At 62.6% G+C, this 19,513-nt stretch carries 17 protein-coding genes and 2 pseudogenes; 14 read left to right on the forward strand and 5 right to left on the reverse strand.

Translation table 11 applies throughout. The annotated features are described in order from the left end of the window. The first annotated feature begins 96 nt into the window (after positions 1-96). A complete protein-coding gene (locus E3U25_RS11165; protein ID WP_116222841.1) occupies positions 97-627 on the forward strand; it encodes a carboxymuconolactone decarboxylase family protein in 531 nt (176 codons plus the stop codon). A gap of 18 nt (positions 628-645) precedes the next feature. On the opposite strand, the gene E3U25_RS11170 is transcribed toward E3U25_RS11165, so the two are convergent. Then, positions 646-1,953 (reverse strand): MFS transporter, encoded by a 1,308-nt coding sequence (locus tag E3U25_RS11170; protein ID WP_116222511.1) that lies wholly within the window; start codon positions 1,951-1,953, stop codon positions 646-648. A gap of 176 nt (positions 1,954-2,129) precedes the next feature. On the opposite strand from E3U25_RS11170, the gene E3U25_RS11175 reads away from it, so the two are divergent. Beyond that, the gene (locus tag E3U25_RS11175; protein WP_116222512.1) at positions 2,130-3,395 is read left to right on the forward strand and encodes a LysR family transcriptional regulator; all 1,266 of its coding nucleotides are present in this window, start codon (positions 2,130-2,132) and stop codon (positions 3,393-3,395) included. 51 nt (positions 3,396-3,446) lie between these two features. On the opposite strand, the gene E3U25_RS11180 is transcribed toward E3U25_RS11175, so the two are convergent. After that, positions 3,447-4,298 (reverse strand): HpcH/HpaI aldolase family protein, encoded by an 852-nt coding sequence (locus E3U25_RS11180; RefSeq protein ID WP_011749535.1) that lies wholly within the window; start codon positions 4,296-4,298, stop codon positions 3,447-3,449. 26 nt (positions 4,299-4,324) lie between these two features. After that, positions 4,325-5,299, reverse strand: a complete 975-nt coding sequence (locus E3U25_RS11185; RefSeq protein ID WP_116222513.1) for an ABC transporter substrate-binding protein — start codon at positions 5,297-5,299, stop codon at positions 4,325-4,327. A 252-nt stretch (positions 5,300-5,551) separates the two neighbouring features. On the opposite strand from E3U25_RS11185, the gene E3U25_RS11190 reads away from it, so the two are divergent. The 10 genes and pseudogenes from E3U25_RS11190 to E3U25_RS11235 all read left to right on the forward strand — a co-directional run. After that, positions 5,552-6,583, forward strand: a complete 1,032-nt coding sequence (locus E3U25_RS11190; RefSeq protein WP_116222514.1) for an amidohydrolase family protein — start codon at positions 5,552-5,554, stop codon at positions 6,581-6,583. Continuing rightward, entirely contained in the window at positions 6,580-8,253 is a 1,674-nt protein-coding gene (locus E3U25_RS11195; RefSeq protein ID WP_116222515.1) for a thiamine pyrophosphate-binding protein, read from the forward strand. The genes E3U25_RS11190 and E3U25_RS11195 overlap by 4 nt, the downstream gene beginning before the upstream one ends. 326 nt (positions 8,254-8,579) lie before the next feature. After that, a complete protein-coding gene (locus E3U25_RS11200; RefSeq protein WP_116222516.1) occupies positions 8,580-9,461 on the forward strand; it encodes an amidohydrolase family protein in 882 nt (293 codons plus the stop codon). Further along, complete coding sequence (locus E3U25_RS11205; protein WP_116222517.1) at positions 9,458-10,375, forward strand: substrate-binding domain-containing protein; 918 nt, start codon at positions 9,458-9,460, stop codon at positions 10,373-10,375. The genes E3U25_RS11200 and E3U25_RS11205 overlap by 4 nt, the downstream gene beginning before the upstream one ends. A 242-nt stretch (positions 10,376-10,617) precedes the next feature. After that, on the forward strand, positions 10,618-11,559 hold the full coding sequence (locus tag E3U25_RS11210; protein WP_244295273.1) for a porin: 942 nt from the start codon (positions 10,618-10,620) through the stop codon (positions 11,557-11,559). A 207-nt stretch (positions 11,560-11,766) separates the two neighbouring features. Continuing rightward, positions 11,767-12,443: pseudogene (locus E3U25_RS11215) on the forward strand (IS5 family transposase); the annotation flags it as partial. A gap of 100 nt (positions 12,444-12,543) precedes the next feature. Continuing rightward, the gene (istA, locus tag E3U25_RS11220) at positions 12,544-14,112 is read left to right on the forward strand and encodes an IS21 family transposase (protein ID WP_028717560.1); all 1,569 of its coding nucleotides are present in this window, start codon (positions 12,544-12,546) and stop codon (positions 14,110-14,112) included. Further along, positions 14,042-14,770, forward strand: coding sequence for an IS21-like element ISPkr1 family helper ATPase IstB (istB, locus tag E3U25_RS11225; RefSeq protein ID WP_024843951.1), 729 nt, complete (start codon positions 14,042-14,044; stop codon positions 14,768-14,770). Before istA ends, istB begins: the two co-directional genes overlap by 71 nt. 126 nt (positions 14,771-14,896) lie before the next feature. Then, a protein-coding gene (locus tag E3U25_RS11230; protein ID WP_116222519.1) for an IS3 family transposase occupies positions 14,897-16,050 on the forward strand; the annotation gives its coding sequence in 2 pieces (ribosomal slippage) (positions 14,897-15,146 and positions 15,146-16,050; 1,155 coding nt in all). Positions 16,051-16,151: 101 nt separating this feature from the next. Continuing rightward, positions 16,152-16,253 (forward strand): annotated as a pseudogene (locus tag E3U25_RS11235) (IS5/IS1182 family transposase); the annotation flags it as partial. Positions 16,254-16,379: 126 nt separating this feature from the next. Here E3U25_RS11235 and E3U25_RS11240 read toward each other — a convergent pair. Both E3U25_RS11240 and E3U25_RS11245 read right to left on the reverse strand, forming a co-directional pair. Further along, complete coding sequence (locus E3U25_RS11240; RefSeq protein WP_036760144.1) at positions 16,380-17,738, reverse strand: ATP-binding protein; 1,359 nt, start codon at positions 17,736-17,738, stop codon at positions 16,380-16,382. After that, on the reverse strand, positions 17,735-18,394 hold the full coding sequence (locus tag E3U25_RS11245) for a response regulator transcription factor (protein WP_036760145.1): 660 nt from the start codon (positions 18,392-18,394) through the stop codon (positions 17,735-17,737). Before E3U25_RS11245 ends, E3U25_RS11240 begins: the two co-directional genes overlap by 4 nt. Before the next feature lie 141 nt (positions 18,395-18,535). Between E3U25_RS11245 and E3U25_RS11250 the strand changes: the two genes are divergently transcribed. Both E3U25_RS11250 and E3U25_RS11255 read left to right on the forward strand, forming a co-directional pair. After that, positions 18,536-18,850 carry a PepSY domain-containing protein gene (locus E3U25_RS11250; protein WP_036760167.1) on the forward strand — a complete coding sequence of 105 codons (315 nt, stop codon included), beginning with the start codon at positions 18,536-18,538 and terminating at the stop codon, positions 18,848-18,850. Next, positions 18,843-19,475, forward strand: a complete 633-nt coding sequence (locus E3U25_RS11255; RefSeq protein WP_116222520.1) for a cytochrome b/b6 domain-containing protein — start codon at positions 18,843-18,845, stop codon at positions 19,473-19,475. The genes E3U25_RS11250 and E3U25_RS11255 overlap by 8 nt, the downstream gene beginning before the upstream one ends. Positions 19,476-19,513 lie beyond the last annotated feature (38 nt).

Below are 19,513 nucleotides of genomic sequence, written 5' to 3' on the forward strand. Positions count from 1 at the left end.
CGGTTCAAACTTCTATCGCCCGGGCAACAAGCTCGATTGGCCGGGAACCCTAGAAAGACCGATCTTGCCGGCATCATGACCCATCAGGAGAGCGACATGACCCAAGACCGACTCGCGCGGATCAGCCCCGACCAGGCGAACGCTGCCCAGAAGTGTGTCATTGACAGGCTGGGTGCCGGCAGAGGCCGGATTCCTACGCCTTTCAATATCTGGCTTCACAGTCCACGGCTTGCCGAAGGCATGGAGATCATCGGCACTCATATCGACGCCGACTCCACCCTGACCGAGGCTGAAAGCGAGGTCGCGATCCTGTCCACGGCCGTCCACTGGAACGCACCCTATGTCATCGCGAACCACCAAAAGCACGCGCTGAAAGCTGGTCTCGGTGAGGAAGTGGTTGCCGCCATTCTCGACAGGCGGCGACCTGACGGACTGTCCGGACGGCTTGGCGTGGTCGCTGATGCCGTTTGGGACATCCTGAACGGGGGGATGGTTGGAGACGCCGCTTTCGTCCGCTACGATACGGAACTCGGGCGCGAGCTCATCGCCGAGCTTCTTGTCACGATCGGCTATTTCACCTCGGTTTCGCTGGCAATGAGCCTGCATGCCCTCGCGCCCAAGGCTTGAGGGTAAGACCGCACACGGTCAGTCGGTTTCCTCGACCGTGCTTGCGGCGCCTCGGACCAGGGGGGCAAGCAGAAGGAAGCAGAAGGTCAGCATTGCCGCCGCGATCAGCGTCGCGGCGGCAATGCCGATCCGGTCGGCGAAAAAGCCGATGACGAGCGCGCCGAGTGCCGGACTTCCCCTGGCGATCAGCCCGTGCAGGCTGAGGATGCGACCATGCAGATCGGGGGGCGTCGTGATCTGCACGAAGGTTTGGGTCGAGATCAGCCCCCGGGTTGTCGCGGCGCCCAGAAGGGCGGCGGCGGCCACGGCGAGTCCCGGGATGGTCGCCCAAGTCATGAGGATCGCTGCCCCAGCGCCCAATCCCCACAGGACCATGACGTCATAGAGAAGCCGCACCGCCGATCGCGGCCGGATCGTCAGGCCCGAGACGATGGCGCCGCAGGCCGCCGACCCGGTGAGCAGCGCAAGCCCCATCGCGTTTCCGGGATAGGTGCGGACCGCAATCGCCGGAATGAGTTCGAGCATGGATCGCACGATCATCCCGCCGAGCAGCATGACCAGCAGGATCAGCCACAGCGCCGGGGTGGCGACGACATGACGGAAGCCCTCGGCCATTTCGCGCAGGAACGGCTGCGGCGCCGAGAGCTTTTGCGGAAAGGCCAGCGACAGCCGGCCGAGGATCAGGACATAAAGCGCCGTCACGGCAGCGTTGACAGCGAAGACCCAGATGATGTCCAGTCGCACGATCATCATTCCGGCGAGGGCGGGGCCGATCAGGCGGGCCAGGTTCACGGTGACGGAATTCAGCGCGACCGCCGCACCAAGGTCCGCGCGCCCGACCATCTGCCTGACCATCGCCAGTCGCGCGGGCTGGATCGCTGCGGAGAGCGTGCCTTGCAGAGTCGTCAGGGCGATCACCTCGAGCAGTCCCAAACGGCCGATCGCAAGAAGCAGCGCCATCAGCAGCGCCAGCAGCGCCGAGACAGCCTGGGCCCGGATGTTCTGGCGCAGCCTGTCCCAGCGATCGGCCGCGACCCCGGCGAATGGCCCGATCAGCATGACCGGAAGCAGGTCTCCCGCCGCAAGCACGCCCAGCCAGAAGGCCGACTGTGTCCATTCCCAGATCAGCCAGCCGCAGGCGATGCGCTGCATCCAGGTTCCGACCAGCGAAAGTCCGTTGCCAAGACAGAAGGAGCCGAACTGCGTGCCGGTCAGGACGCGCAACGAGGTGGGGATCTGGCCTGTCCTGTTCATCACCGTGTCGCAGAGCGGGAAAGTTATGGGATTCTCTTGGCGAATTTTGCCCGTATTGGGGATGGGCACCATCCGCGAGCGCGAATTTCTTATGGGCTGGGCGCAGTTTCTATTGGTCCCCCTTCGGTCCAGCCGCTAGCCTTGTCAGCAGAGAGGAGGACGCCCGCCGGATCGCGGATCCAGCACGGGCGCGCCGGAGCGTGTTTCCGCAGCGCGGAATAGCCGCATCGAAGACAAGGGAGGAAAACATGTTTCGCCTCGCGGACGTTCCGAACCTGCGCCATCTGCGCATGGTCCAGGTCATCGGAAAACTCGGTGGAGTAAGCTGCGCCTCGCGCGAATTGAGCACCTCGCAGCCAGCCGTGACCCAGGCTGTGGCCAATATCGAGGCCGAGATCGGGCTGCCCATCTTCGAACGTTGCGCTACCGGCACCTATCCCACCACGATCGGGAAGCAATTCCTGCTTCGTATCGACCGTTTCTTCGACACGCTCGATACGGCGCTGGCACAGGTTCTCGGCCGGCCCGATGGTGCGGCGGACCGCATCCCGCCCCGGATAGAGCGACTTGTGACGGGAACCCAGCTCCGCGCGCTGATCGTGACCTGCGAGCAGGGCCGCGTCAGCGAGATCGCCGATTCACTGGGCCTGTCGCCGGCCTCGCTTTTCCGCTCGGCGCGGAGCTTCGAGCGAGCGCTCGGCAAGCAGCTTTTCGACAGAACGGCGCAGGGTCCGATCCCGAACCGCACTGGAAACTACCTCGCCCGCGAATTTCGCCGCGCGGTGCGCGAATTGGAGCTGGCACGGGGCGAGGTGCTGCTGGCCGCCGGGACCGAGAGTCTCGAGCTGGTCATAGGCGCGCTTCCCATGGCGGGATCGCACGATCTCGCCGAGGCGACGCGGCGGTTCATGTCCGCCTATCCCTCCACAAAGGTGCGGCTCGTCACCGGCGAATATCACAAGCTTCTCAATGATCTTTCAAACAGCCGGATCGACATGATCTTCGGCATGCTGCGCCGTCCCGAATGGGCCGACGATGTAAGCGAGGAAGTGCTTTTCACCGACAACTACTGCCTGGTTGCTCGTGTCGGGCACGCGTTGACGCGGCTTGAGGACGTCACCCCCTCGGATCTGGCCGGCTATGAATGGGTGGTCCCGCAGAAGGGCACGCCGCGGCGCAACCGGATCGAGCAGATCTTCGCAGATGAGCCGGTGCGGCCAAAGTTTCATCTTGAAACTTCGTCCCTGACAATGATCCGGTCGCTGTTGCTGAATTCAGATACGGTTACCCTGATGACCCGGTCAGAGTTGCAGAACGATGTCGAGCTGGGCGTTCTCAAGGTTCTGCCCTGCAGGTTTCTTGACAATGTGTTGCTGAAGGGCGTGACGACGCGCAGCGACTGGCTGCCGACCGCGGCGCATAACGCGTTTCTCGACTGCCTGCGCGGGGTGACAGGAAAGACCAACCACGCGGGAAAGCCGGATTCGGGATCTGACATCCGAATGGCGTCCTGAAGACGGCTTTATCGGAAGGCAAGGCCCGGAGCTTATGCTCCGGGCCCCTTTTCACATCAGCGATTTCGCCTTTTCCAGCGTGGCATAGCTGCGCGACGGACTGGTGAACAGAATGTCGTAGCCCTCGGCAATCACTTCACCTGCATTGGCCAGGGTGACATGCGGATGGGCGACGCGCATTCCCGCGGCCTTGGCGGCGGCCAGGATGCTGCGCTTGGCCTCGGCGACGACCGGGTGCTCGTACTGGCGCGGATAGCCCAGTTGCTGGCTCAGATCGCCCTCTCCGATCATGATCGCGCCGATACCGGGGACCGCAAGGATATCCTGCAGGTTCTCCATCGCCTCGACGCTTTCGATCATGACGATGACCATGATCTCGCCTTCGGGGACCAGGGGCCAGACATCTGCGCGCGCGTAATATTCCGGCACAGTCAGCCCCCAATAGCGCGAGGCCGTATTGGGCGCATCGCCGCGCAGCCCTTTGGGCTCGTAGTTCGGTGCATCCTTGGGGCGGGCATATCGGCAGGCGGCGACCGCGTTGCGGGCCTGCTCGGCCGTCGCGATATGCGGGAACACGACGCCGTAAACGCCCTGGTCCAGGACCTGCTTGGCCATCCAGGTGTTCATCTCGGCCCCGTTCGCGGGAATGCGGACAAAGGGGGTCACGCTGGGACGCAGGCTGGCGCCCTCGATCATGCGCCGCCGGTTCAGCATGAACTGCAGCGCGTCCCGCAGTTCGGAGGGCGAATAGGGCGTGTGCTCCATCTCGAAAAGCACGCCGTCGAGTTGTGACATCCCCAGCTGGATTGCTTCCTCGCGCTCGGCGCGGGCAAAGGCCATGGTCGGCTTGCGGCCCTCTTCCAGTGCCGCGATGATGCCGTTCAGACGTCCGGTCTTGTCCATATCTTTCTTATCTCTCTTTCGTGGGTTCAGAACGGCAGGAACATGTCTTCGGCCTTGTAGGGCCGGGGGATCAGGCCTTGCTGGTGGCCGTAGCGGATCAGCGCCTCGATCGAGGCTCGGTTTGCCTCCAGCCCATAGGGCAGCGGGTCGTCACCGACGATCTGCATCAGCTTGCGGTCCTTCTCGGCCTGCTTGCCCGTTGCGGTGCCGGCGCGAAGCGCCTCCAGATAGGGGGCCTTGGCTTCGACAAAGGCATCATAGAGCGAACGGGCAAGCCCGGGATTTGCCTGCAGCACCTCTTCCTTGATCGCCAGCGTGCCGTGGATCGGATAGACGCCGTTTCGGGCATAGACCTCGCGGTCAAGTTCTGCGGCATTGGGGAAAAGCTGACGCAGGTCGTCGGGCAGGGCAGGGCCGCTCTCGTTCCAGCCCGCGCCGGGCTTGCCGGCGCGCCCGATTCCGGCATCCCCGGTGCAGGCGGCATCCAGCTTGCCCTTGGCCATCATCGCGACCAGCGAGGAATCCTCGGCAACGTGGCGGACGTTCGCGGGCAGCTTCAGCGCCGCGACATGCTCCTCGTCGTCAACCCACCAGTTCACCTTGTCGATGTCGACGCCGTATTCGTTTTGCAGCAGGCCGCGTTTCCAGACGCCGGTGGTCACTGAATAGGCGCGGACGCCGAAATTCTTGCCCTCCAGGTCCTTCGGCGCCTCGATGCCTGCGCCTGGCCGCACGACCAAGCCCTCGTGATGAAAGCGGCGAACGAAGAAAACTGGCAAGGCGATGATGGGCACGCCATAGGCGCGCGCGATGATATAGGTCGTGGGGGCGATTTCGCAGGCATCGAAGGCAAGGTCGCGCACCATCCGGCGGAAGGCGGCGATATGGGGCTTCACCTCCTCGAATTCGAGCTTGGCGCCGGATACGGCGACCGTGCCGGATTTCAGCGCCTCGGTATAGGGATAGGTGCGCAAGGCCACCTTGAGGGTGGGCGTGGACATGCGGATTCCTCTCTGATCGGAAACTGTCATCCCCGTTGCATACGGGGCCGTCCTTCTTCTAATCCCGCGCCACGCCAATTGTTTAATAGGAGATCGCGCCTTTCCCATAGGATTGCCGCTGTAGTCTAAAGCCGACCGGTTTCATATATGCACGGCACGAATTCCAATTGGCGCCGTGAAGTCCACCGAGGCTAGGCAGTTGGCAGGGAGCGATGACGTTCCACGAACTTCCCTTTCAGAGGTGCTGCCGACATGATTATCGACTGCCACGGTCATTTCACCACCGTCCCGGGTTATTTCCGCGACTATCGCAATGCCCAGATCGCCGATTTCAAGGCCGGCAAGACCTCGGATTTCTCGCCCGCCCCGCAAATCTCGGATGAGGAACTGTGCGAAGGGCTGGAGAAGAATCAGATCCGCCTGCAGAAGGAACGCGGGATCGACATGACGCTGTTTTCGCCCATCGCCGGGCTGATGGGACATCACCACGGCAACCAGGCGCTGAGCAGGCATTGGTCGCGCACCTGCAACGACCTGATCCATCGGGTCAGTACCCTTTACCCGGACCGGTTCGTTCCCGTCTGCCAGCTGCCGCAGAGCCCGGGTGCAGACCCGCGCGGCTGCATCGAGGAACTGGAGCGCTGCGTCCTCGAACTTGGCTTTGTCGGCTGCAACCTCAATCCCGATCCGACCGACGGCTACTGGACCGACCCTCCGGTGACGGACAAATGGTGGTATCCGCTTTACGAGAAGCTGGTCGAGCTGGACGTGCCGGCCATGATTCACGTCTCGGGCTCGTGCAACCCGAACTTCCACGGAACAGGGGCGCATTATCTGAACGGCGACACTTCGGTCTTCATGCAGCTTCTGCTGTCGGATCTGTTCAAGGATTTTCCGACCTTGCGGATGGTGATCCCGCATGGCGGCGGTGCGGTGCCTTACCATTGGGGCCGCTATCGCGGCCTTGCGAATGACCTTGGCCGCCCGCCGCTGGCCGAAGCGCTGATGAACAACGTCTTCTTCGACACCTGCGTCTACCACCAGCCCGGCATCGACCTGCTGACCGAGGTGATCCCGGTCCGGAACGTCCTTTTCGGTTCGGAAATGGTGGGTGCGGTGCGCTCGATCGACCCCGAGACCGGCCATGCCTTCGATGACACCCGCCGTTACGTCGAGGCGCTGGAACTTTCACCCGAGGAGCGGCACGCGATCTTCGAAGGCAATGTGCGCCGCGTCTATCCGCGCCTCGACGCGCGGCTGAAGGCGATGGGAAAAGCAGCATGAGGGGGCCGCGTACTGCCGCCCGGATCCTCGTCGACCAGCTGCTGCTGCAAGGCGTGGACCGCGTTTTCTGTGTGCCGGGCGAAAGCTTCCTCGCCGTTCTCGACGCGCTGCATGACTGCCCCGAGATCGAGCTGGTGACTTGCCGGCACGAGGGCGGGGCCGCCATGATGGCCGAGGCCTATGGAAAGCTGACCGGCAGGCCGGGCATCGTCTTCTGTTCGCGCGGTCCGGGGGCAACCAATGCCTCCTCGGGGCTGCATGTCGCCTTTCAGGACAGCACGCCGATGATCATGTTCATTGGCCAGAACCCGCGTGGGGTGATGACCCGCGAGGGGTTTCAGGAGATCGACTACCGCTGCACCTTCGGCACGCAGGCCAAGGCGGTGCTGCAGCTCGAAGATGCCGCACGGACGGCGGAACATGTCACCCGCGCCTTTCAATTGGCCAACTCCGGCCGCCCCGGTCCCGTGGTCATTTCCCTGCCGGAGGACGTTCTGACCGAAATCGCCGAAACCGCCGATGGCCGCCCTACGGCGCGCTTTGCGAATGAGCCCTCTCGGGAGGCCGTGTCGGCGGTGCGGGCATTGCTGACCGAGGCGCGCCGTCCGGTCGTGATGCTGGGCGGATCCGGCTGGACCGGCGAGGCGGTCGCCGCCTTCCGTCGCTTTGCCGAGGGCAGCGGACTGCCCGTCACCGCTTCGTTCCGGCGGCAGGATCTGCTCGACAATGACAGCAGCAGCTATATCGGGGAACTCGGCCTCGGCCCCAATCCCAGGCTTGTGCAGACGATGGCGGACGCGGATCTGATCCTCGTCGTCGGGGCGCGGTTGGGCGAGATTGGAACCAATGGCTACACGATCATGGACATTCCCTGTCCCCGGCAGCGGTTGATCCATGTCTATCCCGGTCCTGATGAGATCGGCCATGTCTATCAACCCGAACTGGGCATCGTCAGCGATCCGGCAAGCTTTGCCCTGGCGCTCGCCGCGGGCGGTGCTGTCCGCGGTGATTGGGACGACTGGCGCAAGGCCGCACGCGCGGATTTCGAAGCATGGACCGCCCCTCGGACCAGTCCCGGCGCGATCCAGATGTGCGAGATCATGGCCTGGCTTGATGAGAACCTGCCGGAGGACACGATCTACACCAACGGCGCAGGGAATTTTACCGTCTGGCTGCACCGGTTTCACCGCTATCGCCGCTTTGGCACGCAGGTCGCGCCGATCTGCGGTTCGATGGGCTATGGCATTCCGGCAGCCTTGGCCGCCAAGTTCGCCCGGCCAGAAGCCTCTGTTATCTGCATCGCAGGGGACGGCGATTTCCAGATGACCTGCACCGAGCTGGCGACGGCGGCGGCGCATGGGCTGAAAATCCGTATCCTGATCCTGAACAACGGGATGCTGGGGACGATCCGCATGCATCAGGAACGCCACTATCCCGCCCGCGTCTCGGGCACCGATCTGTCCGAGGGGAATCCGGACTTTACGGCTCTCGCAAAGTCCTTTGGCGCCTATGCCGAGCGGATCGAAAGGACCGAGGGCTTCGCGCCAGCCTTTGCCCGCGCGCATGCCCATGACGGGCCGGCGGTGCTGGAGATCATGATAGACCCCGAGGCACTGACCCCCGCTGCATCCCTCAGCCAGATCCGCGCGGCCTCGCTTCGGACGAATTGATCTCAACCCTTCGACAGGTCGACAGGCCGGCCTCGTGTCGAGGCCGGCTTTTTACATGAATATGGGGTGGGATATTGGAATTCGCCTGTCGGCCATCGTATTTCCGTTGCCCCATGTTTTCGAGTGTCACCAGCTCACTTATCCTCTCAACGTAAACAGAACTCGGGACAACGCTTAAAGACAGCGCCGGCTTAGATTTTCGGACATAAGGGGAAAGTCGGTGTCGGTAGAACGCAAGGCGCCGTCATCCCCTGCGCCGCAGAATATCCTGCGACGCTGCGCCCGTCTTTACCCCAGTCCCTTCGACAATCCTTCAGGACACAGCCATGACGCAGAAAATCATCGACATTCACCCGCATATCATTTCGCCCGATACCGCGAAATATCCCTTCAGTCCGCTTGGCGGCATCCGGTCTGACTGGTCGGCGGAACGTCCCTTCACATTCGAGCAATATGTCGAAGAAATGGAAGCCGCCGGCATTGCACAGGCCGCGATGGTACATTCCTCGACCACCTATGGCTATGACAATTCCTATGCGGCCGACAGCGTTTGTCGCGACCTCGCGCGCTTTGTCGGCGTCTATTCCGTTGATATCGCCGCGCCGGACGCGGTCGCCATGATCGAGAAATGGCGGCGCCGCGGCATGGCCGGCTTGCGGCTTTTCGGCGCCGGTTCGACTGTCCAGACCGACGGACGCTGGATGATTGCGCCCGAGACCTACAAGGTCTGGGAACATATGGCCGAAATCGACATGACAGTGGCCATCCAGACCACCTCCATCGGCCTGCCGGCGGTCGAGGAGATCCTCGAGCGTTTCCCCGAAGTCAGCATCATCCTCGACCATCTGGGCCGGCCGGATCTGACGGACGGCGCGCCCTATGCCAAGGCCGCGCCGCTCTGGAAACTGGCGCGGTTCGGAAATCTGTTTCTCAAGATCACGCCGCGGACGTTCGATCTTGCGGAAAAAGCGCCTGCGACGCCCGCGAGCTTCTTTGCGAAGCTGGTCGCGGAATATGGTGCGGACCGGCTGGCCTGGGGGTCCAATTTCCCCGCCAACAACGGCTCGCTGAAGGAACTGGTTGCGCAGGGGCATCGCTGCTTCGCGGCCTTGTCAGAGACGGATCGGGCCCAGATCTGGGCGGGAACGGCGGAACGGCTCTATCCGCAACTTCTGGAAGCAACCCTGGACAAGGCGGCCAACGCATGACCCTGATGGAAAAGATCTTCCCCGCCGAGGGTCCGGTGGCACTCTCAGCCAACATCACCCTCTACGAGCCGACGCGCGCGCTGATGGAGGGCAAAGTTGCCTCGGACCTGATCAGCCTTGACTTCGCGGGGTTGAAGAACGCCCATGCCGGGTTCAAGGACATGCTGCGCAAGGGACGCTACGACATCAGCGAGATGGCGACCGCGACCTTTCTGCAGGCACGTCAATACGGAAAGCCCTTCACCTTGCTGCCGATCGTGCTGCTTGGCCGCTTTCAGCATCATTGCATCGGCTACAATACTGAAGTGCATCCCGGCATGACCCCGACGGACCTTCGGGGCAAGGTGGTGGGCGTGCGGTCCTATACCCAGACCACGGGCCTTTGGGTCCGCGGCATCCTGCAGAACGAATATGGCGTCGACCCGGACAGCGTGAAGTGGCTCTGTTTCGATCAGCCGCATCTGGAGGAATATACCGATCCGCCCTCGGTCATCTGGGGCGATCCGGCAAAGGATCCGGTGAACATGCTGCTCGACGGCGAGGTCGATGCCGCGATCCTTGGGATGAACATGCCCAAGGATCCGCGGGTGCGCACATTGATCGAACATCCGCATGAGGCCGCGCTGGAATGGCACAAGCGCGAGGAGTTCGTGCCGCCGAACCATTACGTCATCGTGCCGGACGCGCTTTGCGACCAGCGCCCGGACGTGGTGCGCGAGGCATGGCGGATGCTTGTCAAAAGCCGCGCGGCCGCAACACCCGAGGGCAGCATTGATCCATGGCCCGTCGGCATCGAGGCCAACCGGCGGGCGCTGGAAGCGGCGATCCGGTTTGCGACGCAGCAGCATATGATCACCAAGCCTCTCATGGTCGAGGAACTGTTCCATCCGCTGATCCGTGACATTGCACCGTGAAAATCGGCCCCGCGTGGGAAATGGGGAAAGGGGGGGCTTCCTCCCTTTTTCTTTTTAGATTGCCTGTTTCCAGGCTGACGTGATTGCCGTTCGCACAAGTTATGGCCTTTGGGCGTTTTGCGATTATCTATGACGAATTCCCGCAGGCAATTATGAGGTAGTCGTCGCGAGTTCGGTTTTCAAAAGAATAGCGTCGATTGTACGGTCGGGCGTGGAGGCGTCTGTTTTTTATGGGGGGGATGATGAAGTTTTTCAGCATGATTGCAATGACGGTCGCGCTTGCGCCGTGTGCGGCCTTGGCTGATGTGAGCTTGTCCGGCTTTGGTCGATTTGGTATGACCTATTCGGAGGCGAAGAAACAGGGCGGAGAGAGCAGCACGTTCCTCCAGAGTCGATTGCGGCTGGAGATCGATGCATCCGTCGAGACCGATATCGGCTTGAAATTCGGTGCCAAAACCTGGGTTCAGGGCGATCACAACAGCCCTTCCTGGGGCTTCAGTCCCGCGAATTTCTATGTCGAGTATGAAAACTGGTCGCTTGAGATCGGCAATGTACTTCCGGCTTTCGATGGAGCTTTATTGCTGAAACAGACGCGGCTGGGGGTTCATGCTGTTTCCGTCGGCGGGGACCCGTTGGGGGATTTCTTCATTCTGGCCTATCGCGGATATGGTCGCCTTCCTGATCGGACCGGGGTGGCCTTGAATTATGGCACTCGCAACTTCGACGTGAAGCTGTCCGTGGTGGACCCGGATCAGATCGGCAGCGGCACGGGAGGGGATCTGACCCGAGAGGTTTCCGCCTCGGTTTTCTATCGGCTAAACGACTGGGAGTTTTCTGCTGCAACGGCGCAGAGTGGGGCCGGGGTCAGGGATAACGATCTTTATTTCGTGGGAACGCGTTACAAGGTCAATGATGACCTTCGCATCGGCCTGAACATCAATGACAACGGGTTTGCCGAACTGGGAACGTCTTACGCCCTTTATGGCGACTACAAGTTTAACCGATTTACGTTGGGTTCCTATGTCGCGTATAATGACGGCGATTGGGCGGAAAAGGTGACCGACAGCTCTTATGGTGTCGCCCTCAGATATGATCTGGGTCCAAGTGTCTTTCTTGCGGCCTCGGTTCAGCGCGATTACGAGCGCATGACCCTTGCCGATATGGGTGTGCGGTTCGATTTCTGAATAACGCCGCTTTTGTTCACCGACTCATATGTCCGCAACCATATGCGGATAAAGGCAATCTGCGCGTCGGCCCACCGGTTCTTGTCCGGGCTTTTGAACAGGAGATTGCAGCTGGCGTTTGAATTGAGGGGTGGGTCGAGGTAGGCTCAGGATGCATTGATTTTCAGTGTGCTACGTGATTCACGGCTTGGAAAACGGAGCGGTGACATGAGCGACCTGTACTGGCTGACCGACGAGCAGATGGCCAAGCTTGCCCCTTTCTTCCCGAAGTCGCACGGCAAGCCACGCGTCGATGACAAGCGTGTTCTAAGCGGGATTATCTTCATCAATCGCAATGGTTTGCGCTGGCGAGATGCCCCCAGGGAGTATGGGCCGCACAAGACGCTCTACAGCCGGTGGAAGCGTTGGAGCGAGAAAGGCATTTTCGCCAGGATGATGATCGGGCTGGCCGCCGACCACGGCGAGGAAAAGACCGTGATGATCGACGCGACCTATCCGAAAGCGCACCGCACCGCGACCAGCTTGGCCGTGAAAAAGGGGGGCGTGGACGCCTCGTCGGCCGGACCAAGGGCGGCATGAACACGAAGCTGCATGCCATCTGTGACAGTCAGGGCCGACCGCTCGACCTGTTCGTCACCGCAGGGCAGGTCAGCGACTACATCGGGGCGCGGGCGTTGCTCAGCAGCCTCCCAAAGGTCGATTGGCTGCTCGGGGATCGCGGCTATGACGCCGACTGGTTCCGGGAAGCCTTGCAGGACAAGGGGATACGAGCCTGCATCCCCGGCCGAAAGCAGCGCAAGACACCGGTCAAATACGACAAGCGCCGATACAAGCGGCGCAACCGCATCGAGATCATGTTTGGCAGGCTCAATGTGAACCGGCGTGCAAAATTGACCCCGTAACGGGGTAATCGGCTTCCGAAAATGACCCCCCTTACGCTGATGGTCATGATGCCTCCGAGGCTATCGGGGGGCACAGTGTGGGATGCTGGTTGTGGAGACGATTGCGAAGATCCGCCGGGCGTATTTCCAGGACAAGAAGTCGATCAAGCATATCTGCCGAGAGCTGCGGGTATCGCGGAACACGGTTCGGAAGGTGATCCGGTCCGGCGCAACGGAGATGACTTACGAGCGAACCGTCCAACCGCAGCCGAAGATCGGTCCCTGGAAAGGCAAGCTCGACGAGATGCTGGCGGCGAATGCGCGCAAGCCGAAGCGCGAGCGGCTGACCCGCATCCGGATTTTCGAAGAGCTCAGGGCCCTCGGATATGACGGCGGCTACGACGCGGTCCGACGCTATGCGGCTTCGTGGTCGCAGGCGGAGCAGGAAGCGTCAGCCGCCGCCTATGTGCCACTGAGCTTCGATCCGGGTGAAGCCTACCAGTTCGACTGGAGTCACGAGGTCGTTCTGATCGACGGCGTGACCACCACGGTGAAGGTGGCTCACGTCCGGCTTTGTCATAGCCGGATGCTGTTCGTCCGGGCCTACCCGCGAGAGACGCAGGAAATGGTGTTCGATGCCCATGACAAGGCCTTTGCCTTCTTCGGCGGCGCCTGTGCGCGTGGGATCTACGACAACATGAAGACGGCGGTGGACACGATCTTCGTCGGCCGCGACCGCGCGTATAATCGCCGGTTCCAGCAGATGTGCGGACACTACCTTGTCGATCCCGTCGCCTGCACCCCCGCGTCCGGCTGGGAGAAGGGACAAGTAGAGAACCAGGTTGGCGTTGTCCGGCGGCGGTTCTTCGTGCCGCGGCCGCGCTTCAAGAGCTACGCGGAACTCAACGCCTGGCTTCAGGATCGCTGTATTGCCTGGGCCAAGGCCCATCCGCACCAGGAATTGCGTGATCGGACAATCTGGGACGTGTTCCAGGATGAGCGGGCGAGCCTGGTGCCCTACGTCGGCCCTTTCGACGGATTCCATGCCGTGCCGGCCTCGGTGTCCAAGACCTGCCTCGTTAGGTTCGACAAGAACCGCTACTCGGTCGATGGTCGCGCCGTCGGCCGTCCGGTCGAGATCCGCGCCTATGCCGAGCGGGTCGAGGTCTGGCAGGACGGCAAGATCGTCGGCCGGCACGACCGCGCCTTCGGGCGCGACAAGGCCATCTATGACCCGCTGCACTACATCCCGGTGCTGGCCCGCAAGCCCGGCGCCCTTCGAAACGGCGCTCCCTTCAAGGAATGGGAACTGCCGCCGGCGATACGACGCGTCCAGCGTAAGCTGGGGCGCGTGCCGAACGGTGACCGTCAGATGGTCCAGATCCTGAGCATGATCCCAACGGATGGACTGGAAGCCGTCGAGGCTGCCTGCGTCGAGGCCCTGACCGAAGGCGCCCCGGCGGCATCGGTCGTTCTGAACATCCTGGCCCGACATCGCGAGCCACCACCTCCGTTGACCATCGCCACGCCGGACGCGTTGCGCCTGACCTGCGAGCCCGTGGCCGACTGCAAACGCTACGACAGCCTCAGGAGACCCCGCCATGGAAAGATCACAGGTGCTGGACGCGATGGGCCAGTTGAAGCTCTACGGCATGAAGGCCGCCTACGATGAGATCATCGCCACGGCGGTGAAGCGACAGCACGAACCGCAGCAAATCGTGGGCGACCTGCTGAACGCCGAGATCAGCGAGAAACAAGCTCGCTCGATCAAATACCAGATGACCATCGCCAAGCTGCCCTTGGCCAAGGAAGTCGACGAGTTCAGCTTCGAAGACACGCCCGTAAACGAAACGCTGGTGCGCGATCTGGCCTCCGGAGAGTTCCTCGAGCATCAGCGTAACGTCGTCCTCATCGGCGGCACCGGGACCGGCAAATCCCACCTTGCCGTCAGCATCGCCCGGGCCTGCATCCGCCGTGGCAAGCGCGGCCGCTTCTTCAACGTCGTGGACCTGGTGAACAAGCTGGACGCCGAAGCCCGCGCCGACCGACAGGGACGCACTGCGGATCTCCTGTGCCGCCTCGACTTCCTGATCCTCGACGAGTTGGGATATCTGCCGTTCGCCCAGACGGGTGGCCAGCTCCTGTTCCACCTCATCAGTCGCCTTTACGAACGCACCTCGATCATCGTGACGACGAACCTCGACTTCGGCGAATGGCCGACCGTCTTCGGAGACGCGAAGATGACAACGGCGCTCCTCGACCGACTGACCCATCACTGTGACATCGTCGAGACCGGCAACGAGAGCTGGCGCTTCAAGACGCGGGAATGACCGAGACGCCGCTGGCCCGATCCGGTTGCGCTGTATGGAGGCTACACCGCATCGGGCCTGACCTGCCCCCCGGAAGTTCCCTCGCTGTGATGTAGAGTCTGCCCAACCTGAGAAGGAGCAGACGACATGCGGAAAAGCCGTTTCACCGAGGCGCAGATTATCGGGATGCTGAAGGAGCAGGAGGCGGGTTTGCCGACCACCGAGCTGTGCCGGAAACACGGGTTGAGCCCCGCGACGTTCTACAAGCTCAAGGCCAAGTATGGCGGGATGGACCTGTCGGACGCCAAGCGACTGAAGCAGCTCGAGGACGAGAACGCGAAGCTGAAGCGCCTGCTGGCGGATGCGATGCTCGACAACGTGGTTCTGAAGGATCTGCTGGGAAAGCCTTGACGACGCCGATGCAACGGCGGGACGCGGTGCTGCGGATTATGAAAGATCATCCGATCTCCCAACGCCGGGCCTGCGTCCTGATCGGTGTCGATCCGAAGACGGTGCGGCGGGAACGACCGCCCGACAACCCGGAAATCCGTGAGGAGATGCACAAGATCGCCGAGAAGCGTCGTCGCTTTGGGTATCGGCGTGTGGGCATCATGCTGGAGCGCAAGGGCATGATCATGAACGAAAAGAAGCTCTACCGGATTTACCGCGAAGAGGGACTGTCAGTGCGACGCAGGCGCGGCCGGAAACGGGCCCGCGGCAGTCGCACGCCAATGCCGGTGCCGCTGCGGCCGAACCAGCGCTGGTCCCTGGACTTTCTGTCCGACACGTTCGGGGCCTGCCGCAAGTTCCGCATTCTGGCGGTCAACGACGATTGCTGCCGTGAGAACCTGGCCCTGATCGCCGACACCAGCATCTCGGGGGCCAGGGTAGCGCGCGAACTGGATGCGCTGGTCAGGATCTACGGAAAACCGGCCTGCATCGTGTCGGACAACGGCACCGAGTTCACCAGCAAGGCCATCCTGAAATGGGCCAACGAGAACGGCGTCGAATGGCACTACATCGACCCGGGCAAGCCGCAGCAGAACGGCTTCATCGAGTCATTCAACGGCAGCCTGCGCGACGAATGCTTGAACGAGGAGATCTTCGACAGCCTGGCCGATGCCCGCCGCAAACTGGCCCTCTGGCGCTACGACTACAACAACGTCAGGCCGCATTCCTCGCTGGCCAACAAGACGCCAGCAGAAGCGCGCCGGGCGCTTGAGCAATCTGAGGGCTCCGCGCCCGGCGCGCTTGCCCAACTCGAAACCGACCACTATCAACCCCAAGGACTCTCGTTATGAACGAGGGACGACCGGGGGGCAGGTCAGGCCAGCTACCCGTGCTGACCAAGCGGGGTCATTATTGGGCGCCGAAAGGGGGTCAAAGTTGCGTGCCGATTGACAGGCTCAAGGACTGGCGGCGCGTGGCAACCCGATACGACAGATGCCCGAAGGTCTTCCTCTCGGCCATCGCGCTCGCGGCAACCGTCATTTATTGGTTATGAATCCTGACCCTAGTATCAACCCTCCAGGCAACCTCATTCTCAACTCACCAAGGCACCTCAGTCATGTTAGGCAAGCATCCAGCCGGGCCGCGAACGGCCGGCCAAAGGTCGGTCCGATGGTTGCGACTATCGGGCGCTGGCAGCTTCGCTCAGCGTCCGTGAAGCTATCGGCAGAACCACGATCGCCTCAAAGCCGGACGAGCTTTCCGGCCTTGGCGATTGCAAGGTGAGCTTTGACGAAATCCGATCGGCAATGCTCGCGGCGATGGCAAGGCCAAGCCCGCTGCCTTCCGTTCCGGCTGTCCCCCTCTCAAAACGGCGGGTCAGCCGGCCAAGTGCTTCTGTCGGCACGACGGGGCCTTCATTGGCGACGCTGAACGTGCCGTCCGCGCTGAGGCTTACCGTGATTGGTTTGTCGGATGCGCCGTGCCGCAGGGCGTTCTCAATGAGGTTGCGGCCGATGATGCCAAACGCATCGGGGTCGAGGTCGGACATTACCGGGTGCTCCGGCAGGGCGAGCGCGATCCGGTTCGGCGCTGTCCTCTCGATATCGTCCACGACCAGACGGGCGGTGATGCGAAGATCGGATAGATGATCGAGCCGCAACCGCCCACCTTCTGCTCGGGCCAGTTGCAGAAGCCGTTCCGCGGTCCGGGCCAGCCGCTTCAACGAGGCCTCGATCTCGGCAGCCCTGTGGCCGGCACCGGTATCTTTCGTTTCCACCTGTATCCGCTGGGCCTGCGCGATTGCGCCTGCCAGCGGTGTTCGCAATTCATGCGCTGCGTTGGCGGCGAAGGTGCGTTCGGCCTCGAATGTGGATTTGAGTTGCGCCAGAAGCACATTGATCGCCGTCCCCACCGGGGCGGCCTCGACGGGAAGATCGTCGCAGGCGACGGGGGCGAGGTCGCGCGGCGAACGCGCGGCCAGCCGGTCGCGATAGCGGCGCAACGGGGCCAGACCCGAGCGGACAGTCAATACGATCGCCAACAGTGCGGCAGGGATGAATACCAGCAGCGGCAACCCCAGGCCCGCCCAGACATCGCGTGCCGCCGCCGCGCGATGGGCAAGCGGCTCGGCGACCGTGAGGCGGATCGTGCCTTGCAGGGCGTCCTCGCCATACAGGCGATGGGTTGCGGTCGTGCGAAAGCCCGGCCCGTCCCATTCAGGGAAGATGGCGGGATCGGCCTCATGCGATTGCAGAAGAATTCGCCCTTCGTCATCGCGCACGATATAGGTGAGGAATTCGTCGTGGTCGCGCAGGTCGGCAAGGTGCTGCGTCACACCTTCCTCCTCACGTCCGACGATCTCGACAGCGGCCAGCGGCAGCAGGCGCTGCGCCGCTTCCTGTAGCGACGAGTCGAAGATCCTGTCCATCTCGTGCCGCAGCATGACCGCCGTGACGGCGGCGGCCGCGATCCACAGAAGTGTCAGAAGGATACCCAGCGACACCCCCAACCGCATCTGAAGGCTGCGTGGCATCGTCATGGCGAACCCAGCCGGTAGCCCAACCCGCGCTCGGTCTCGATCACCTCGGCGCCCAGCTTCTTGCGCAGCCGGCTGACATGGACCTCGATGGTGTTGCTTTCCACCTCCGTATCGAAGGCATAAAGCTTTTCCTCAAGCTGTGCCTTGGACAGAAGCTGCCCCGGGCGGGTGAGGAACGCCTCGAACAGCGCCCATTCACGTGCGGTGAGCTGCACGGGCCGGCCGTCGCGGCGGATGCTGCGGCAGGCAAGGTCGACGGCAAGCGTGCCGTGCACGATGATCGGGTTGGGATTGCCGCTATAGCGCCGCGCGACCGAGCCGATGCGCGCGGAAAGCTCGGCCAGATCGAAGGGCTTCACCAGATAGTCGTCGGCGCCGGCGTTCAAGCCTTCGATCCGGTCCGAAATCTGGTCCAGCGCTGTCAGGATGATCACCGGCGTCACGTCGCCGCTGGTGCGCAGCGACCGAAGGAAGGTGATGCCGCGTCCGTCGGGCAGCATGAGGTCCAGCAATACAAGATCATAGCCGGTGCCGGCCATCGCATCGCCGGCCGCGTCCAGGCGCGTGACCCAATCCACCGACTGGCCACCCGCAGCGATCTGGTCCCGCACGGCGGCACCCAGAACGGTATCATCCTCGATCAGCAGGATCCGCATGATCTTCCTACTCATTTGCCTCTGGCCATTATGGCGACCCGGGCTGACGCAAAGCTGATGGCGGGACGCCCCGGGCTTCAGCATCCCGTCAGGTTCGCGGCGCAGAATGTCATCCAGTGGCCGTTATACGGAGTGTGGTCCATGAAGAGATCGCTGACAATTCTGACCTTTCTCGTGGTCCTTCCGTCCGGGGCTGCACTTGCCGGCGACGACTGTGCCGTGCCGCTGGCAGACTGGCAGCCAAGAAGCGCGGTGGTGCGGCTCGCGGAAGAAAACGGATGGGTGGTGCGGCGCATAAAAATCGACGACGGCTGCTACGAGATAAAAGGCACAGACCGGGAAGGACGCCGCATCGAGGTGACGGTCGATCCCGGCACGCTTCAGGTGATCGAGATCGAATACAAGGACGGAGATGATCGGCGCTCCCGTGAGGGCAGAGAGCACAAACATGACTGAGATGATGAAGGGTGACGCCATTCAGGACGTCGCCGATACTACGCGCACGGTGCTGGTCTGGGATCCGTTGGTGCGCAGCTCTCACTGGGGTCTGGTTGCCGCCTTTGCAGTGGCATGGCTTGCGGCGGACGAGGTGCAGCCGCTTCACGAGGAGGCCGGTTACGCGGTGGCGGCGTTGCTTGCCCTCCGCCTGATCTGGGGTTTCGTTGGCAGCCGCCATGCCCGTTTCACGCAATTCGTGCGTGGCCCCGCCGCGACGCTGGCCTATCTCGGGGACATGCTGCACGGGCGCGAGCGACGCCATCTCGGGCACAACCCGGCTGGCGCCGCGATGATCGTGGCACTCATGGTCACGCTTTCCGGCACCGCGCTGAGCGGCTGGCTGCTCGAACAATCGATCGAGGAAGCCCGGGCCGTGACGGTTGCGGGCGAGCACGGAAACCGGGAAGTCAGAGGGGACAAGACCTTGAAGGAGGTGCATGAAATGCTGGCCAACATGGCTCTGGTTCTCGTGGCCTTGCATGTTGGGGGTGTGGCCGTCACCTCATGGCGCCATCGGGAGAACCTGCCCCGTGCCATGGTCACGGGCCGAAAGCGCCCTCCCGGCACAAATGACGTGACCTGATCGTTACGCATTCCCGCTGCTGTTCGGGCCCCGCCTGT

Source organism: Paracoccus versutus (assembly GCF_029909795.1).
GTDB lineage: Bacteria > Pseudomonadota > Alphaproteobacteria > Rhodobacterales > Rhodobacteraceae > Paracoccus > Paracoccus versutus.

Coding starts and splice junctions, on each gene's coding strand:
- E3U25_RS11165 (WP_116222841.1), top strand. CDS start 97: ATGACCCAAGACCGACTCGCGCGGATCAGCCCCGACCAGGCGAACGCT.
- E3U25_RS11170 (WP_116222511.1), bottom strand. CDS start 1,953: ATGGTGCCCATCCCCAATACGGGCAAAATTCGCCAAGAGAATCCCATA.
- E3U25_RS11175 (WP_116222512.1), top strand. CDS start 2,130: ATGTTTCGCCTCGCGGACGTTCCGAACCTGCGCCATCTGCGCATGGTC.
- E3U25_RS11180 (WP_011749535.1), bottom strand. CDS start 4,298: ATGGACAAGACCGGACGTCTGAACGGCATCATCGCGGCACTGGAAGAG.
- E3U25_RS11185 (WP_116222513.1), bottom strand. CDS start 5,299: ATGTCCACGCCCACCCTCAAGGTGGCCTTGCGCACCTATCCCTATACC.
- E3U25_RS11190 (WP_116222514.1), top strand. CDS start 5,552: ATGATTATCGACTGCCACGGTCATTTCACCACCGTCCCGGGTTATTTC.
- E3U25_RS11195 (WP_116222515.1), top strand. CDS start 6,580: ATGAGGGGGCCGCGTACTGCCGCCCGGATCCTCGTCGACCAGCTGCTG.
- E3U25_RS11200 (WP_116222516.1), top strand. CDS start 8,580: ATGACGCAGAAAATCATCGACATTCACCCGCATATCATTTCGCCCGAT.
- E3U25_RS11205 (WP_116222517.1), top strand. CDS start 9,458: ATGACCCTGATGGAAAAGATCTTCCCCGCCGAGGGTCCGGTGGCACTC.
- E3U25_RS11210 (WP_244295273.1), top strand. CDS start 10,618: ATGAAGTTTTTCAGCATGATTGCAATGACGGTCGCGCTTGCGCCGTGT.
- istA (WP_028717560.1), top strand. CDS start 12,544: ATGCTGGTTGTGGAGACGATTGCGAAGATCCGCCGGGCGTATTTCCAG.
- istB (WP_024843951.1), top strand. CDS start 14,042: ATGGAAAGATCACAGGTGCTGGACGCGATGGGCCAGTTGAAGCTCTAC.
- E3U25_RS11240 (WP_036760144.1), bottom strand. CDS start 17,738: ATGACGATGCCACGCAGCCTTCAGATGCGGTTGGGGGTGTCGCTGGGT.
- E3U25_RS11245 (WP_036760145.1), bottom strand. CDS start 18,394: ATGCGGATCCTGCTGATCGAGGATGATACCGTTCTGGGTGCCGCCGTG.
- E3U25_RS11250 (WP_036760167.1), top strand. CDS start 18,536: ATGAAGAGATCGCTGACAATTCTGACCTTTCTCGTGGTCCTTCCGTCC.
- E3U25_RS11255 (WP_116222520.1), top strand. CDS start 18,843: ATGACTGAGATGATGAAGGGTGACGCCATTCAGGACGTCGCCGATACT.